Source organism: Legionella stuttgartensis, assembly GCF_977063405.2.
The window spans coordinates 1-19389 of the sequence record NZ_CDRUHA020000002.1 but is presented as its reverse complement, the minus strand read 5'-3'; the positions used below and the strand labels follow the sequence as shown (position 1 = coordinate 19389).

The window sequence follows — 19389 nt, the reverse complement described above, 5'->3', positions numbered from 1 at the left end:
GGGATGAATTATGAATGCATTCGGAATTTTTTTAAGTAGCCTGTTTTTAGCCACCGCAAGTCATGCCAATGTGAATGATTTTCTTAATGAGGCATCGGCAACGGGTAAGGCGGCGCACGATTCAGTAAGCCAGGACACGTTGGCTCATTGGAATGCAACATCCAATCAATCCTATGCACAAAATAAGACTCTGATTGATCAGATTATTGAACGTTTACGCCAAGGAGCTCCCGTTGCTCAAAAAGGTCAAACGGTTGATGGAGCCGTATTATTTGTGTCTTTTTCCATGCCCGAATCCTTGTTGTTTTCACTGAGCGATGAGGCAGCTTCTTATAAAATTCCAGTAGTGATTAATGGTTTGATTGAGGGGGATTTTAAAAAAACCATCACAGCGTTTTCCATGCTTCAAGCCAAGGCAAAAGAGTCCAAATGGGCGTTTAATGGAATATCGATTGATCCTCTATGGTTTGAACAATTTCATATCACTGCGGTGCCTGCACTTGTTGTGAGCAAAAGGCCGAGCTCCTGTAGACAGCAACTTATTTGTCCCGAACAGACTTATGATGTGGTGTATGGCAATGCATCTATAAAAAACAGTTTACAACTCATTGCACAGAAAGGGGATAGTGCAAACGAGGTGGCGCAGGCTCTTTTGGAGAACACTCATGTCTAAGTGGGTTGTTTTAATGGCGTTACTTTCTATGGGATGTTTTGCGAATCAAACAGGAACCGATTTTAACGCCTTTAAAAATTATGCTAAATCGTTAAACGCCCAACCTAAAGATGCCATGCACGGATTTGATCCCCATGCGCTTTTTGATCAGTACTCAGAGCACCCTGCGCAAGAAGGATACTATCAAGGGATTCAAAAGGAGCAAACAGATTTATCAAGCCAGGCCAATGCGGCGATTAAAAATGATCCTGGTGCCCAAACGGTCATTGATCATTTTGGAACAAACAAATTTGAACTCAATCAAGCAAATTCCGTATTGGCTCAATCTCAATTAATTCAGGATGAAAGTTATGCGATTACGCACGGACAATCCAATAATCGCGTTCAATGCTCGAATCAAAAGCCTACCTGCACGATTAAGACACATGAAGAACAATGCTTCAGCTCTCGTTTATTGCCCGATCAAACCTGCACCAAGTACCTTAAGGTCCTGGTGGATTCCGAAAAAGTGGTGCAACGCGCTGATTTTTCGTTTTATGTTGCTAAAAAATGGACCGGAGTGATTACTGTAAATTTGGTGACTGGCGCAATCACTAATGCTGTGGGCGGCTCTGTTCCTTATCCCATTCGGATGAAACATTCGTGTGATGGAATGAGTGCCACCATTCATTCGATACGAAATAATGGGGCGAATGCGTATTGGGTTCAGGTGATTGGTACTCCAACATGCGCTAATAATGGGTTGTTGACCTTTTATATTAATAAAGGATGGGGACGAATTTATCCCATTCAAGTTGCTTTGACGGTCACAGCACACTCCAAACCCTACATCAGCCAAGAATATTGGGACAATCATTGCATGAGCTTTGAAAATAAGGGGTCGCTGTGTCGAATCAAAAAAGAACAATGCACGGATACTCAGTCACCTAAAGTAATTGATGGTCTTCCTGTATCCCGTGTGTGTTGGGCGCGTGTGCTGACGTACTCTTGTTCTAGCGCGGCTGCTGATGAATGCATCACACAGAAAAATAAAGGGTGTTTTCAAACGGCCTCTGGGTGTGCGCGTTTTGATAAGCAGACTTGTGCTCTGTATAAGCAAACGTACAGTTGTCAAGAAAATGTGTGTGAAGCACCTATCGAATGCATTAAAGACTTATTTTGTGCCGATGGTGACTGTACAGAGCATTCCCAAACCCAAAATACTGATTTTGGGCAAAGTGTTTCTTCTTTAGCGGTTGTGGGGGAAGCGGGGCATGAATTAAGTCAACAACCCAATGCGTCTCTTTTTGGTGGTAAAGCAGTGCAATGCAAAATATGGCCCTTGGATCTTATTGATTGTTGTCATGATAAAGGATGGGGAAAAGACATTGATTTGCTTCATTGTCGTGAGGAAGACAAAGCGCTGGGTCGCGCCAAATTAAATTATGTAGCTCATTATCTGGGCGAGTATTGTAGTGAAAAAGTGGCTGGGGTTTGTTTAGAACACAAACGCTCTTACTGCGTATTTCCAAGCAAAATGGCCCGAATTATCCAGGAGGCTCGTCTTACACAAGTTAATGGTCATGGTTTGGGTGATGCAGAGCATCCAACCTGTGCAGGAATGAGTGTTGCGGAACTGCAGAAGATGGATTTGGGGCGGGTTGATTTTGTGACCCCAATCTATCCTTTTGGTCACGGGACACCCAATAAAGCGGCAGGGATTGCAGGTGATCTAAAGATCAAGTCTCAAGATCCTAAAAAGTCCATTGATGAAGTCACACGAAGAATGCAAAAAAAGGCAGGTGAATTATGAGTCGCCTGTTGATGCTGATGGTATGGGGACTGTTCATGACATCGCTTCATGCGGACATTGTGCAGGAGCATGCAAAAGGCTTTCATTGGTATACCGTTGAAGAGGCGCCCAAACCGATTAAAAAAACACTGCAGCCACGACCTGCTCCCGTGGTGAAATCTCCTTATGAACGCTTAATGGATAAGCGTAAGATTACACTGAATAAATTGGCCGAAGCATTGCTCTCTCCTTCATTTGATTCAACACATGAATACATGAATGCACAGATGGATTATTCAAAAAATAACCAGCAATTTGTACGCTATTGGCAACAAGTCTTATTAATCCATCCTGAGCTGGACAGCACGCTTAATTTTCCAACCGATAACTCAGCGATTGCAGTACGCAATGATGCACAAAAAGTATTAATCAACAAAGTCATTCAAGAAAGCAGTGCGCGTTATGGCTTTATCTTATTTTATCGTGGCACGAGTTCCATTTCACAAAAAATGGTCATGCATTTGCTTCCCTTTATCAAAGAATATGGTTTTTCCATGATTTCAGTCAGTACGGATGGCCAACTCATTGATGGGCTTCCTAATCCTAAATCAATTCCTCTGGAAAAGGTCCAAAAACAAGTAGCACTTGAGGCGAAGTATATGCCCGCTCTTTATTTCGTTGATTTAAAGAGTAATAAGATGTCGCCAGTGTCTTATGGGTTTTTATCTTTAGAAGAGCTGAAGCAGCGCATTTTTGATGTGATGACGCAGTTTAAACGATTCAGTTATGAAGGAGTGAATGAATGAAGAAAAGCTTCTTTTTAATCGTGCTATTCCTTCTCAGCACAGAGGCGTTTGCGAATGTTGCATTGGATGAGCTAACCCAGCTCTTAAATAAAAAACAAGAGCAACAAGTATTGGCGCGCACCAAAAACAAAAGAATCAATGCACTTTCGGAACAACATTACTTTATTTTTATATACCGCTCTACATGCCCTCATTGTCATCAATTTGCGCCCATACTTCGTGATTTTGCATCCAGTTTTCATATCCCTGTAGAGGCTTACAGTTTGGATGGCGAGTCTTTAGATGGATTTGATTCAGCCAATTTAACGCCTGAGTTGTTTCAAACTTTATATGTGTCTGGTGAATACAAGCCTGTAGTGCCTGCCCTGTATCTCGTGAATCGTCCTACGAATCAAGCGTATGCCGTGTTGTTTGGTGAGGCACAGCCTGCACAACTTGCAAACCGCGTGGATGAACTCATGACGCATTTGGAGGAACAATTTCATGATGAATAGATTCACAACTTTGCGAGATGACTATGTTTAAAAAAACCGTTGCAGCCTTATTGTTGTTAGGGACCAGTCAGCTCTTTGCAAACGCAGAATCCGATTTATCCCATTTTTTTAATAATTTGGGGTTTGATGCCAATGTGACGGGATCGCATGCTTATCAAACACAAGCGGCAGGTTATGCAGCCCTTGGTTCGGTGTATGCCCGTAATCAAGTACGTACCATCCGCCTTGCGCATGTGGATGTACCTGGAATGCGCTCTGGTTGTGGTGGCATTGATCTCTTCGCAGGCGGTTTTTCCTTCATCAAGTCGGATCAGATTGTGAAGTTCATGCAAAATATTTTATCAGGAGGAGCAGGCTACGCATTAAACCTGGCTTTAGAAACAGAATTGCCTGAAATTGCACATGCGATGCAGTTTATGCAGAAACTGGCGAATGAAATTAATGGCACCAATTTTAATTCCTGTGAAATGGGTGAAAATTTAAGTGCTGCGGTGTGGCCGCGAAATAGGGCGGCACAACAGCGTCTTTGCGAAGATTTGGGTCGTCACAAAGGAACCTTTACGGATTGGGCCATGGCGCGTCAGAAATGCTCCACAGGCGGTGAAGCGGATTCCATATTAGCTGAGGCTAAAAATAATCCTGAATACAAGGACCGTGTGTTAATCAACACCAATATTGTTTGGGATTCCTTACAAATTAATCAGTTTATTGCACAAGATCCCAAATTAGCGGAAGTATACATGTCCATTTCAGGAACCATTGTCTTTAACGCGAAAGGGGCGTTAATGACTTACCCTTCGCTTGCAACCAATCAAGATTTTATTAAAGCCTTGTTGTATGGAGGAAAGTTACCCAGTTACCACTGTACTGATACAGGGCCACAGTCGCATTGCTTATCTATTGATACCACAAACACGCAAGAAATCAGTGCCAAAAAAGCCTTAGTGGCTCAAGTCCAGGAATTACTGCAGGGGATTTATGACAACATTAAAATGGGCAAAGAGTTATCCGATAAGCAAAAGGGGCTGATTGAGTTAACACAACCCGCAGTTTTTAATCTTATTTCCGCCAATGCGCAACAAAACACCGGTATTCAAGGCAGTTATGAATTGGCTCAAAGTGTGGCAACTGATTTATTGGCACAATACCTTTCCAATTCCCTCGATATTATTCGCGCTTCGCTCTCAGGAAAAGAACTCGGCGCTCACAATGAAGAGCGTTTATACAAAAATCTGCAGACGGCACAACAGTTTGTGGCGCGGTTTAGCACGGAGAGCCGTGAGCGGTTTAATGCAGCGTTACAGACGAATGAATTAATCCGCAATAACGTCAAACAAGCATTAAGTGCATTAACACCCACCTTAAGAACAGCCTATTATGGAGACGCGCAATGAGTCTTTTAACCATTTATACGCCACAAAATGGGGAGTATCTCAAAACAGTATTGGATGCCATGGTCACGCTGCTTGGCACCTCAACCTACAAATCGGCTCAGGACATTGTGAGTATTCTTGCTGTAGGGGTGGTTGGGTTTCAATACGTCAGTGGTAAACGAATTCAAGCCATTAGTCGTTATGTTTTGTGTACGTTTGTCTTTTTGTTCTGTATTTTAGGCATCAAAACGCCAGTGGCCATCATTGACATGCAAACGGCTGATTCAGCGGGGCTTGCACTTACTGTAGATAATGTGCCATTAGGAGTAGGGCTACCTGCAGCACTTATTAGTGGCATTGGGTATGGGATTACTAAAGTGTTTAGTGATGTGTTTCATATGCCACAGGATTTAGATTACACACGAACTGGCATGTTGTTTGGTTCACGTACCTTCTTAGCGTCCACCAGTTCTAACTTGTCTTTGTCACCTGAACTCTCTCGTGATTTGTCCACTTACATCAGGCAATGCATTTTTTCAGCCAAACTTTTGGGGAGTCAGCAAATTTCACCCAATGAAATGAAGCACAGCTCGGATTTAATTCGCCTGTATTTTGAGCATCCCTCTCCTATTTATCGTGTCTTATTTCATGATGGCACTAATTTGAGCTGTATTGATGCAGCAGCACGTTTAAAACCAGAATTGAATATGGGAATAGAAAAACAACTCGTTCATTTATCGAATATTATGACCAAGGGGGATAAAGAGAAGTTTAGTGATGGTTTGGCGGCAGCTCATTCCTATTTTATGAACGTGTCCAAAGATGCAGCCCAAGTACTCACACAAAATATTTTAATTAATGCCACCCGAGAATCAGCCCTTGATGCCTTTGCTTTTGCTGGTGCGGATGCTGAGCTGATGAATTACACCAACAGCTCCAGTCTGCAAAAAATGCACGTGGCTGAAGCGAATAGTTTTTGGCTTGCAGGATATCGGCTTCCTTATTATATGACCGTCTTTTGGATGCTGACTCTGTGTATTTTCCCTTTAGTGATGTTACTAGCGCTAGTGCCCGCCATGCATGGGGTATACATGATCTACATGCAAACCCAAGTGTTTTTATGGTCTTGGCCTCCGATGTTTATCATTATTCATTTTTTTGTGTCATTAGCGTCTTCTACCACACTGACTTTATTTGGTTCTAAAAATGGCGGGGTTACTTTTTCAACCATTGACTCCATCGCCAGTATTCAAAGTAGCTTTGCGTATACGGCAGGGGGCTTGGCTATTAGTGTTCCAGTGATTGCCCTTTTTATTGCCAAAGGCTTACCTAATTTATTAAGTGCTGCGTCTCAACATCTAGGAGGAATGGCCCAATCATTATCTACTGGAGAGGCTCAATCGGCCACGCAAGGAAATATTTCCATGGCGTCTTACAGTGGTTGGAACATGAACTACAACAACATGCATGCGAATAAATGGGATACTAATTATCAGCATATGGAAGGACGAGCTACTGTTCAAGCGGATAATGGTGCGTTGCTCTCGCAAGGATTGGATGGGTCACGCGTGATTAACGCACAGTCTGCAATGAGTCAGATGGCAACGCGATTACACGCATCCGACAGAATCAGCGCTTCATTGCAAGACAGTGCAAGCCAATCGTTCCAAAATGCCCAATCGCATCGAACCAGTGCAGATTCTCATTACCAACAAGCGTTGAGTGGACTCTCTCAATTTAATGAAAGCGATGCCAGCGAGGTGCGCGAAGGAACGGGTATTAATAGAACGCTCAGTAATGCGTTGAATCAAGATATTCGTCAAATGCACGATGCGGTTAACCAATACAATCAGCATCATGACAAATCAGGACAGGTGTCGTGGGATGCGGCGGTTTCGGCCAGAATTGATACACGCAAAGGGGTATTTGGATCGTTCGCTCATGCAGTCACGGGTATTTCTGGGGAAGCGAGCACGAGTTTGAAAACAGGTTTGTCTGCTTCTAACTCGGTTCAAGCCTTTTTTAACTCCAGTGAAGGTCAATCATTCTCTAGCGCATTAAGCCACATGGAGTCTACAGCCAAGACGCATCACTTGGATGCCAATGATTCGTTTAACTTGTCGAAATCGGAACAAATCGCAGCCAACCTATCTCAAGGACATGCTTTATCTGATATGGCCTCAGCAGAATACAGTAAGGGCGAACATTATCAGCACATGGCTAACCGTGTGAAAGAGCACTCAGACGGTATGGATAGAGTATTGGATCAAGCGTTTCACGATTGGGTGGTGCAGCATCATGGGGTGCAGGCAGAAAAGGCACTGATGGGGACAGATGCTTCGAGCTTGAGTGCACAACAACAATTGGCCGATCAGTTTATGAGTTCTTCCCAAGGACAATCGGCAGTAAAAGAGCAAGTAAGCCGCATGATCCACTCATCATCCGATAAGGCTAAGAGCCAATTTGAGGCGCAACGTGCTTCGATGACAGCACATCAAAAAGCACTAATCAACCAAGCCCATCAGGATGGTTCTGGAGACGTTTTAAATAAATCGCAAGAGCGACATTTAAGCCAGGTGCAAGACAACACCATCCAGCAAGCTCACGATCTGCGTATGGAGAATCGAGAAGATTTATCGAAAGCCTATCAACACCAAGAGGGCAGTACACAAAAGGAGATTAAAGCATCTGAAGCGGATTTAGCGAATCGGCAAGCAAAACAAAAACACGATTATGTGGACAATGAGCGTTGGTACAAGGAAGGGCGTTATGAATAAGCAAACATTCGCGCTTACGCGTGCGCCTAGTGCATTGGTTTCTTCAAGAAGAGCGGTCAAATCGATGGATTTAAAATCATGAAACAAAGTTCTTTGCAAAATATGTGGCAATTTATGAGTGGCGGTCAGATTTTTGACTATAAAACCAAAATGATGATTCAGGTAAGTCAACGTATTTTTCACTGGGCTGTCTTAGGTTTTGTCGTACTTTTTTCGCTGATTATGGCATTTTATGCCTCCTCTGAATTAAAGCTGGTGGTGCTTAACCACATTTCAAGGTTCCTGGTTAAATTCCATTACGGGGAGTATGTATTATGGACAAGTCTCAATGGGAGTAAAATTACAGCGCTTTTTTATCAAAAAAGTCCCCTTATTCAAGCATCCGTGCAGCAGGCTTTGGATGCTCTTTGGAGAAAAGCGCAAGTTTCTTTATTTTTTGGTGGAGCGGTGTATTTGTTGATTACGCTGTTGTTTTCCCGTTTCTTTATTAAGTTAGGTGAAAAATACACCAAAGATCAATTTGTTTCCGGTACGCGCTTAGCTCTATCGCCTAAAGAAACCATCAAATCGGTCAACGAATCACAACGTGGCGCTTCAGAAATTAAACTTTTGAACCGACTTCCTATGCCTAAGTATTCTGAAAAACAAGGGATGTTGTTTCATGGCACAACTGGTGCAGGAAAAACGCAAGCCATGATGATGCTGTTGGAGCAAATTAGGGCGCTGGGCGAGCCGGCAATCATCTATGATAAAGAATGTACCATCAAACCTTATTTCTTTGATGAGCTCATTGATGTTGAACTCAATCCCATTTCAGAATTATGTGCCAATTGGAAAATGTGGCGAGAATGTGCCAATCCGTTGGAGTTTGGCTCCTTTGCCACTTATTTAATTCCTAAATCAGTTCAAGGCAGCGATCCGTTTTGGGTTGACTCTGCAAGAACCATTTTCACCTCGATGGCGTGGAAAATCAGGGATTATGCAGAAAAAGATCCAGTGTTTCTTCTGCAGTTATTACTCACCACCTCATTGGAGGAAATCAGGAACATTCTCAAAGGTACGGAATCTGAAAATCTGGTGAGTAAGGAAATTGAAAAAACGGCCATTTCCATTAAATCAGTGTTGGCAACCTATACCAAGGCGCTGCGCTTTCTTGAAGGGCTTGATAAATCGGGTAAAGAAGATTTTTCGATTAAAGAATGGATTGAAAATACAACCGATCCTAAAAAATACAATAAAGGGTGGTTATTTATTACCTCACGCTCCAAATACCATAAAGAGATAAAGCCTTTAATTTCTCTGTGGTTAGGACTCGCTATGCAAGGGGTGCAATCCTTGGTGGCTAATAATAAGGGGCGTATATGGCTTGTCATGGATGAATTAGCAAGCCTGCATCGTTTAGAAACCATTTCAGACACTCTGGCTGATATCCGTAAATTTGGAGGTTGTGTTGCCATTGGCATTCAATCCATTGCGCAATTAGATTTTATCTATGGAACTCATGAGGCCGGAGCCATTGCGGATCTACTCAATACATCCATTTATTTTAGGAGTCCAAAATCGAAAGTGGCTAAGTGGGTTTCCGAGGATTTAGGCCCACAAGTGATTAATGAGATGAAAGAAAGTCAGTCTTATGGTCCTGATTCGGTTCGTGATGGTAATACGGTGGGCTCGCAACGCACTAAAAGAAATACGGTTGAAGAGGGCGATATTATGACTCTTGATGACATGGAGTGTTATGTCCGTTTGGTAGGAAATCATCCCATCACTCGTTTGAAAAACAAATACATTGAGCGTAAAGAAATTTGCGTACCACTTGTTGAGCGATCCATCAATTTTGATGCGTTGGAAAAAGTAAATCACCGCGCGTTAATGGTCCAAAATAATCCTCAAAGAAATGAGGATGTTAAAAAAATCCATCAATTTGAAACATTGGCGCATGAGGTATCGGATAAGGATTTAGTACCTCCACAATCACCTTATGCGGAACCCAAAGATCACGTTACAGCCAACAAAAACGACACTGATGCTATTGAGTTGCGTGAGGCCTCCATTGTTATAAAAGAAATTTTTTAAGCCATCCAGGGAGGTATTATGTTGACCTTAAATAAAATAAGTGCGGCTAAAGACGCGCTGCATTATTACACCAATCAAGATAATTATTATTTAAGCGATCGAGATTCGCTCAACAGTCTGTCCCGATGGATCGGGCGCGGTGCGCAGAAGTTACAATTGTCCGGTGAAATTGAGCCTTCGCAATTTTTGCAATTATTGGATGGACAATTACCCAGCGGGCAACTGCTGGGTATTATCGATAAGGGAGTACGTCAACATCGTCCTGGCACTGATGTGACCTTATCAGCGCCTAAGTCCGTATCCATTTTAGCCCTGGTGGGGCAAGACGCGCGCTTGCTTCAAGCCCATCAAGAAGCCGTGAACATTACCTTTGGTCGGATTGAGCAGCTGGCAGCAGAAGCACGCATTACATTTAATGGCGAAACCACCTTTGAAAAAACCCGTAATTTAGTAGCAGCCATGTTTGTCCATACAACCTCTCGTGAATTAGATCCCGATTTGCACACGCATGTACCCATACTCAATATGACTGAGCGTTCGGATGGATTATGGCGTTCTTTATCGTCACGAGCAAAAAATGATAAAGAACATCTGGATCATGGTTTTCGTGAATTAATTTATTCCAACCAGCATTATTTGGGATTGGTGTACATGTCCTCTTTAGCTAAAAAAGTTAAGGAGCTGGGCTACGATATTCGCATTAAAGACAGGTACGGTAATTTTGAGATTGTAGGTATTAGTGATGAGGCTATTACTGCTACATCCAAAAGGCGCGTGCAGATTCTTGATGATATGAAGGAACGCGGTACAAGCAGTGCCAAGGCTGCCGAGAAATCTAATTTATCGACGCGCAACCCAAAAACTGAAATAGACAGTCAAGCGCTGCATCAACAGTGGGTAGATGAAATTAAGGAGCTTGGTATTGATTTAGGCACGATTATTCAGGATTCCAAATTAAATAGCGGACGAGGAGCGGTTAAAAGCACTCACACCACACCTTTAAGCCCTGATGCGCAAAAAGCAGTGGGTGATGCACTGGCTCATTTGTCCGAATATTCTACTCAAATCCAGCATGGGGCTTTGGTGCGCCAGGCTATGACTTTTTCAGCAGGTCTTGTTGGCCATGAGGACATTGAACGGGAAATTGGATCTCTTTTGGAGGCAAGGGCACTCCAGGGAAAACCCTTGGAATATTATACAACGGCGCATCTTCTTGCACGCGAGAAGGACTTTATTGCAAAAACTACCAACGAGTTAAAAGTAAGCTTTTCGATTCCAGTACCAAATCACGGGCTCTCTTCGCAGGTATTTAAAAATAACGAGCGCATTCAAATCATTGATGTAGCCGGTTTTCGGTGCGAGAAAGAGCTGATTCAAGACATGGTGCATCTTGCAGAAGCGCATTTTCTCAATTCTTATGTACTTCATCCTGGTAGCCTAAAAACGCAGCAACTTCGAGCAGACATCAAACATTTGGATACAGGATTTATTTCCAGGATTAAAAATTTGTTTAAAGACGATATTGTGCATACGGTGTCTGGATTTCAATATCATTATGGGAAGCACATCAAATCATCACCGTTTACGAAAAAAAAGCAAGATTTAGTGATTGTTCATGATGCACAAAAACTTTCTTTTGATGATTTATCCGCGTTAAGCGACATCACTCAAGCACACAGAAGCAAACTCATTTTATTGAATAACTCGGCAGGAACATTGGGTTTTAGTGCAGGAAATCCGATTAAGCTATTAAAAGAGCAGGGCATTCATTCGTATAAATCGTTAACAGCCCCTATCAAAGGAGCGCTTAAGCTCTCGATTGGGAAACAAGCAAATGAATCCATGAGTTCTGCTTGGCTTCAATTAACGCCAGAACAACAGCAAAAAAGTGCACTGGTTGCCTTGAATAACAAACAAAAGGAGACTTTGACGAGCCAGATACGAGAAGGGCTGGTGCAGCAGGGGCAGTTATCAAGATTAATGAAAAAGGTAACTGTTTTGGCAACAGTCTCATTGACACAAACGGAAAAAGGACACGCTCAGTCTTATAGAGTGGGCGATAAAATCACATTTTATAATGAAGGTCGAATACCGCAGCACTATAAGGTGTGTGACCTTGGTGCCAATGGGCTGCATTTAAAAAATGCCCAAGGCAAGACAAGTCTGTTTGCTTATGACACTAAAGAAGACTTTAGTGTATCACGAGAAAAAATACTAGAGGTCGCTGTTGGAGAACGGTTAATCAATGAACAATCATTATATCATCAACGAGTCAAATATGCGCCTAAGAGTTCGTTTGTTGTGTCAAAAATTACTGAAGAAGGCATCTATGTACGCCATGAGTCCAACACCTTATTTTTGACTAATAAAGCGTTGTCTGAATACCATTTTGATTATGATTATTGTAAAAAACCGCATGAGATAAAACCAGACACCACACAAGTGTTTATGGCGGCACGACCTTACCAACTCAATCGTAACCTTATCGGAGAAATCGGTGAACACGCGCAGCATGTGATTCTGTTTACTGATGATGGGCAAAAAGCACAGCGCTTTTTAGAAAAAGAACAATTAAAATGGACCGCCTATGATGTGCAACAAAAAAAGCCAGATTTAGTCTACCGTGATATGGCCTATGCCAATAAGGCACTGGAACGAGAACTTAACTCGTTAATTCATCACCTGGATCTAAAATCAGAAGACAAAGAACACATTGTGGCCACAGCGCTCACGTATGCGCTTGCTAAATGCACGGAACGCAATGCAGCCTTTAAACACAGTGATTTAATGACCCATGCTTTAATGCATGCATTAGGAACGGCAGATTTTGAAGACATTGCTCCATTACTTAAAGGGCGAATAGCAGATTCCTTAGTTTATTTGGATACCTATTGGACGACCAAAGAGTCGTTAAACATTGAAGAGGCGATACTGCAGGCTAATTACAAAGAGCAAAATACGGTAAAGCCCATTGAGTCTTCTGCACAAAAGCTTTTGTTATTACCTGAAACCTTAACGCAAGGACAAAAAGATGCCATCACGTTGGTGGTGAGCACATCCGACCGGTTTGTATCCATTCAAGGGCTTGCGGGTGTTGGTAAGACCACAATGATGCGGCATGTGAAGGACATTGCTGAGAGCAATCAGTTTCAAGTACTTGGATTAGCACCTACGCATAAAGCCGTAGAGGAGCTCAATGCGAATGGCATCCAGGCGCAGACCATCGATAGTTTTTTGCGCAAGGACGGTGGGTTGGGTGCCAGTTACTTAGTCATTGTGGATGAAAGTTCCATGATTGATAATGAGAAGTACCATGCCTTACAACAAAAGTGCATTGATTCCCAATCGCGAATGGTGTTTACAGGGGATATTACTCAGTTGCAATCGCTGGCTTCAGGGATTCCTCATGAGCTTACCATCAAAAGCCAATCGCAAAAAACAGCATTTATGACGGAGATTGTGCGCCAAAATCCGAATCCTGAATTAAAAAAAGCAGCGGAGTTTGCATCACGTAGAGAAATTGGGAAGGCTTTTGAACTCATAAAAAACATTAATCCAGAAGAGTACGTGCAGCGAAAGACACCGGTACAGGGGTTGAATCATTCATCACTGATTGAAATTAATTGTACTGATGAGGAAGGAAAAAAGGACTATAAATCCATTTACCGTGCAATTGCTGCAGATTTTCTTAGCCGAACCCCTGAGTGTCAAAAAAATACGCTAGTAGTTGTTCATGCTCATGAGGACAGAACACCCATTGAAGTGTTAATACGTGATGGGTTGCATAAACAACATCAACTACACAGTCAAGATGTACTTTGTAAACGGTTATTCCCAATCAGTATGGATCAAGCCGACCAGGTACGAGCACAATCTTTTGAGCCAGGTGATGTCATTCGGTTTGGTAAAAACTATTCGGTGGCTAAAAAGGACGACTATTTCACTATCAAATCCATTGATAGTGAATCAAATAAATTGTTCTGTGTTGATGAGTCACAGGTTGCGTTTACAATCAGCGCTTCTATTTTACCCAAAACAATGCCTTCCTTCTATAAATTGCACGAACGGCCTTTAGCCTCAGGGGATCGGATTCGATTAAAACGAAATGATGACGCTCGCGGCATTATTGCCAATGAAGAATATACGGTCACACAGGTTTTTGGTGAAACAGTAGGCTTAAGCAACAGTAAAAATCAGGTCACGCTGAATTTAAAAAAACAATCAGATCTTCATTGGGATTACTCCTATACGAATACGGCTTATTCCAGTCAGGGTGCTACATCCAAGTTCATGATTGCCTTGGAATTGGAGGACCGTCTTGTTGTAACCACCCATAGATCTCATGAAATTGATGCAACTCGTGCCAGCCATCAAGCAACATTTTATACCGATAATTTCGAGGGGTTAGTCAAAAGACTTGAAGATCCCCTGAAACAACGCGATGCGGATAAAACCTCTGCTGTATTTACCGAAGAGGATTATCGTTTTAAACAACAGAAACAGCAAAGAATCAGTACGCAGTTAATGAATCGAGCTCAGGAGCACATTCTGGAAGAACCTAAGGAACAGGTAAAAGATTCTCCACTCATAAAAAAATATGAGTCTGCTCAAAAGCCGTCCATTAATGCGGAAGAACTGTATAATGGATTATTGAACGTATCTGATTCTTTAGTTAAAAGCCTTTTAGGAGAGCCGAATCATCGATTATCAACCCAATCCGAATATCGATATGGAGCCAAAGGAAGCTTGAAAATTGATCTTGATTCAGGTCTTTGGCACCATTTTGAGACAGGGGAGTCGGGTAATTTATTTCATCTTATTGAACGTGAGAAGGGTTTATCCGGTTTTAAAGAAACTCTGGAGCATGCAGCGCAATATATCCATTACATTCCTGAATACGAGCGTAAAGCACCGCAAAAATTGAATGAGAAAAAAGAGAGGGGAGTCAAAGAAGGGAAACGTCAACTGGCCCAAAAGTTATTTCAACAATCACAGCCTATTCAAGGCACTATCGCTGAAAAATACTTAATCATTCATCGCGGATTAGCTCATTATGAGCATGCTGATTTACGGTTTTGTGGTTCGGTATACACCAAGACCCAGGATGGGAAAAAGCATATTCCTGCTCTTTTGGCTTTTAGTAAAGATGAACAGGGTAACATACATCATGTTCAGATCACCAAATTAGATCCTCATTCTGCTAATAAAGATAAGTCGTGTGAATTTGTGAAACAAACGTTTGGCTCAATCAGCAATTATTTTGTCAATTTAAATCACCATGGTAAAGGCGATATTGCTTATTTTACCGAAGGGGTTGAGACAGGATTAAGTATACTTCAAGCCAATGAACATGCGCGTGTGTATGCAGTATTGGGGAAAGTAAATTTTTCAAATATTGATCCAAAAAATAGTCCCAAACAGGTGATTATTTGCCTGGATAATGATGGAAAAGACACCTATAAATACGCAAAGAACGAACAAACCAATGCGATTATAAAAGCAGCTCAGAGATTGCATGATTCTGGTATCCACATATCCATTATGATTCCTAAAAAAGAAAATACCGATTTAAATGATGTTCTTGTTAAAGAAGGAAAGGACGAGCTAAAAAAACAATTAAATCGGTGTATGAGCTTAGAGGAATTTAAAAAACAATGTGCTTTAGAAAATAAGGAATCGGAGCTAATAAAAATAAATCAGGATAGACAAATTCAGTCTTTGATAAAACAAGAACGCAAACTTAATGCACAAAGCGATAATCAGTTTATAAGACTCAATCAAGGATTAATTAATGAAATTAAAGACCGTGTTTACAACAAAGATTTTGTAGAAAATATTCGTACTTTTAATAAATCACAGTCTAATCGAGAAATGGAGCGCGAGCTTTAAAAATTTTTAAATGAATAGCCTGACCTGAACCATACATGTACTGAATTTTTTTTCATTAGGACATTTCTGTGCAACTTATTCATGCTTAACAGTTTAATATGCTAAAAATCGGAGTGTGACAATCATTGAAACGAAAAGACCCACAAAAAGTTAATATGTTTTCGTCCCAAAGGTGACAATTTAGCATGATTAAGATGATTAATAAAATTACACTGCTTTCGCTGTAAAAAAATAGTAAAAAAGTTATTTATAAGATTGTTGAATATTTTTTATATATAAAATATGTACAGTATTTCCATTTAGGCAGAGAAGGCGTGGTCAAAGCAAAATCTGCAGGAAAACATAAGGGAGTAACTCTGTTGTTAAAGATTTACAAAAAGAATTGACACGTCTTATCATAGAGCTGGCTAAGCACTAGCATTAGTGAGGCTACTGCATAAAATTTTAAAAAACAAAGAAACCCTCGAGAGTTATACGATAAATACCATAGCTCAATACCAAATAACAAAACCAATTTGGATGATAAACATCCTCCATTATAAGGCCTCAATAGATGAATTATAGCCAAGAGATCCCATCAACATTAAGCCATTTTATATGGCGCTATTTACAGATTAAAAAGAATAAGCGTCTTATGATTGGTATACTCGCGATGATTACAATTTTTGCATTAGAAGGATCCATCTCTCCCTATTTATTAGGGAAAATGGTTTCTATTGTGAGTAATTATAATTCAAGTAAACAGTTTTTATCGCTTATTATCTGGCCTGCCATATTTTATGCAATCATGCCAATGATAACTAACATTGCTGTTAGATTAAAAGAGTATTTTGAGGCGTGTTTATACCCTTCAATGAAATCGGACATTAAAAAAGATATGTTTGAGTACTTATTAGGTCATTCCTATGAATTTTTTGAAAGTAATTTCTCTGGTACATTAACAAAAAAAATAATAGACATTTCTGAAAGCATTGAGGAGTTACTTAAAATCGCCTCAGGCTGGATCTATAACTCTGTTCTTGGAATTTTAATTGCTGTGCTAACTCTGTATGTATTTGTGGGTAGTATTTATGCATTAATTCTCTTTACATGGGCAATCCTATTTGTAGGTATCTCATTTATTACTGCGGATACTACGCAGACCTCCTCAGCAGAACTAGCAAGTGCCAAAACAAAATTAAGCGGTTACCTTTCTGATTCTATTAGCAATATTTCTAGCACAATATTATTTTCAGGTAGTACCAAAGAATCTAAAACGATTCAAAAGGCGGTAACTGAAGTAGCAAAATCTGAGAAAAAAATACAATGCCAAACGATTAAAGTGTTTTTTTACCAGGGCTGTTTAGTAACTGCATTAACGTCAGCATTTGTGTGTGCCCTAATTTATGGCGCTCAAAAACATTCTATTCATGCAGGTGATTTTGCTCTAGTACTTAGTATCGCACTCTCATGTTTGATGATGATATTCGGATTAGGACAGCAAATTTTGAAAGTACATCAACTTATAGGTGCATGCAATGATGCATTAAGCTTCATTAAAATTCCGCATGCCATTATTGATAAACCTAACGTCCCTCCATTACAGGTTTCAAAAGGTGAAATTATTTTTGATAACATAAACTTCTCATACCCTAATTCTGCACTCCTTTTTAATCAACTTAATCTATCTATTGCAGCAGGAGAAAAAATTGGGCTTGTAGGTAAGTCAGGCAGTGGTAAATCAACACTTTTGAAATTATTACTGCGTCTTGTAGAACCATCTTCAGGAAATATCGTTATTGATAAACAAATGATAAGCGAAGTTCAGTTCAAATCTCTTCGTTCACAAATAACAATTATTCCTCAGGAAACGCAATTATTTCATCGAAGTATTTTTGATAATATACACTTTGCTAACGATACTGCAACCAAAGATGAAGTGATTAGTGCAGCAAAAAAAGCAAATTGCCATGAGTTTATTATGAACTTGCCAGAACAATATAACACACTCGTTGGTGAGCGTGGTTTAAAACTTTCGGGTGGACAAAAACAACGCATTTCTATTGCTAGGGCATTCCTTAGAAATACGAAAATTCTAATTCTTGATGAGGCAACCTCTTCATTAGACACTGAAACTGAACAAGCCATACAAAAATCATTGCATGAAGTAATGCAAGATAAAACAACTTTGATTATTTCACATCGACTTTCAACCTTAAAAGAAGTGGATACTGTTGTAGTACTTGACAATGGGAATATCATTGAGCATGGTAGCCTGGAACAGTTAACAAAAAAACCGGGCGGTGTTTTTTCAACTCTTTGGAAAACTCAAGTGGGAGGATTTATATTTGCAGAATAAAGTGATGTTAGTTTGCCTCGCTGCTCATGGTAGCAAGGAATCACTTTCTTGGTAGGTAATTGGATCCCATTACTGAGATCCTGTTACCTGCCTTTTAATAAATTTGGAATCATACGTTCAATCAGGGCTAATGCAGTTTCTGCATCATAAGCACCAATTTTAGACAAATCTTTGTTGTATACACTGTATAAAATTTCAGTAATAATTTGTATGGAGCGAACACTATTTTCGAGTAATAATTGGGTTGATTCATCTGTCTTTTTTTCTAAAGATTGCAGATAAATACGTGCTCCAAATGATAGCATTTCTGCTGCAGTTATATTTAATTCGGTGTTATTTGTTTTTGCTATTTTATTCAACGAATGAAGAGTATCTGCACCAACATCAATAGTTATTTCCATAACGATTCACCTTCTTCTATAGGTATTGTTTTAAGTCCAATTCCGTTCATTTTAAACCGAACTTCTTTATAAGAATTATTCTGAAATCCTGAGAAATTATCGTTTAAATATTTGATGGTTTTTTGTTTTATTTCCTTCAAGGAATCGTCATTAATATTGGATGAAATAACTAAGCTTTGATAATGATTGTGATACATCAAATGGGGTATGGATGCATGAATTTGTTCAATCATTTTTCTTATATCTTGCAATGGATTTTCACTTTTTTTATGTGGTGAAATTTCATTATGCAGGCAAAATTCTAAAAGAAATTTTAATGCTTTTGCTGGCGAAATATCTGATGAGCCTCGTTTTTGTAAATCAAATTGATGTGCAATTTTATTTAAGTACTCCCGCTCATATTCTGAAATACGTAAGGTAATGACGTCATTTTCTTTCATAGAGGGGCTCATTTATTGAATCAATACAAGTATACAATAGTATTATTTATGTATACAACTGTATTTTTAAGTTGATATCCATTGATTTTACAAGGGGTCTATGTATACAATTGTATACATAGGGATTTTACTTTAAATTACTCGTTTTTAAAGAGTTGTTTAGTTATTTGTATATAAATCATATGGTTATGCGCAAATTCTTTAAAGCAATCACATTGCGTGGTGTGTGGTGCGACAAGAAAAGTCGCTGTTTTGAGTTGTTAATCGGAAGAAATTCCGAAAACCATTTGTGTCGTCAGATGAACCTACGAGAGTTAATAAAGCCTCTCTGACAACGTAGTGAAACTACGG

At 40.3% G+C, this 19389-nt stretch carries 11 protein-coding genes; 9 read left to right on the top strand and 2 right to left on the bottom strand.

Features of this window, described 5'->3' with window-relative positions:
* The first annotated feature begins 10 nt into the window (after positions 1-10).
* The 9 genes from trbC (at position 11) to ACWTEW_RS00660 (ending at position 18197) form a co-directional block, all read left to right on the top strand.
* Positions 11-673: a type-F conjugative transfer system pilin assembly protein TrbC gene (gene trbC, locus ACWTEW_RS00700; protein WP_454783400.1), complete on the top strand. Its 663-nt coding sequence runs from the start codon at positions 11-13 to the stop codon at positions 671-673.
* A complete protein-coding gene (gene traN / locus ACWTEW_RS00695) occupies positions 666-2465 on the top strand; it encodes a type-F conjugative transfer system mating-pair stabilization protein TraN (protein ID WP_454783399.1) in 1800 nt (599 codons plus the stop codon). The genes trbC and traN overlap by 8 nt, the downstream gene beginning before the upstream one ends.
* The gene (gene traF / locus ACWTEW_RS00690) at positions 2462-3250 is read left to right on the top strand and encodes a type-F conjugative transfer system pilin assembly protein TraF (protein ID WP_454783398.1); all 789 of its coding nucleotides are present in this window, start codon (positions 2462-2464) and stop codon (positions 3248-3250) included. The genes traN and traF overlap by 4 nt, the downstream gene beginning before the upstream one ends.
* Complete coding sequence (trbB, locus tag ACWTEW_RS00685) at positions 3247-3744, top strand: type-F conjugative transfer system pilin assembly thiol-disulfide isomerase TrbB (protein ID WP_454783397.1); 498 nt, start codon at positions 3247-3249, stop codon at positions 3742-3744. The genes traF and trbB overlap by 4 nt, the downstream gene beginning before the upstream one ends.
* Before the next feature lie 23 nt (positions 3745-3767).
* Positions 3768-5138 carry a conjugal transfer protein TraH gene (locus ACWTEW_RS00680; protein WP_454783396.1) on the top strand — a complete coding sequence of 457 codons (1371 nt, stop codon included), beginning with the start codon at positions 3768-3770 and terminating at the stop codon, positions 5136-5138.
* Positions 5135-7894, top strand: coding sequence for a conjugal transfer protein TraG N-terminal domain-containing protein (locus tag ACWTEW_RS00675; protein ID WP_454783395.1), 2760 nt, complete (start codon positions 5135-5137; stop codon positions 7892-7894). Before ACWTEW_RS00680 ends, ACWTEW_RS00675 begins: the two co-directional genes overlap by 4 nt.
* 78 nt (positions 7895-7972) lie before the next feature.
* Entirely contained in the window at positions 7973-9970 is a 1998-nt protein-coding gene (gene traD / locus ACWTEW_RS00670; RefSeq protein WP_454783394.1) for a type IV conjugative transfer system coupling protein TraD, read from the top strand.
* Between the two features lie 18 nt (positions 9971-9988).
* Positions 9989-15859 carry a conjugative transfer relaxase/helicase TraI gene (gene traI, locus ACWTEW_RS00665; protein WP_454783393.1) on the top strand — a complete coding sequence of 1957 codons (5871 nt, stop codon included), beginning with the start codon at positions 9989-9991 and terminating at the stop codon, positions 15857-15859.
* A gap of 553 nt (positions 15860-16412) precedes the next feature.
* Entirely contained in the window at positions 16413-18197 is a 1785-nt protein-coding gene (locus tag ACWTEW_RS00660; protein ID WP_058460614.1) for an ABC transporter ATP-binding protein, read from the top strand.
* Positions 18198-18280: 83 nt separating this feature from the next.
* On the opposite strand, the gene ACWTEW_RS00655 is transcribed toward ACWTEW_RS00660, so the two are convergent.
* Complete coding sequence (locus ACWTEW_RS00655; protein ID WP_115684391.1) at positions 18281-18598, bottom strand: hypothetical protein; 318 nt, start codon at positions 18596-18598, stop codon at positions 18281-18283.
* Positions 18589-19038: a hypothetical protein gene (locus ACWTEW_RS00650; protein ID WP_058460617.1), complete on the bottom strand. Its 450-nt coding sequence runs from the start codon at positions 19036-19038 to the stop codon at positions 18589-18591. Before ACWTEW_RS00650 ends, ACWTEW_RS00655 begins: the two co-directional genes overlap by 10 nt.
* Between the last annotated feature and the right edge of the window lie 351 nt (positions 19039-19389).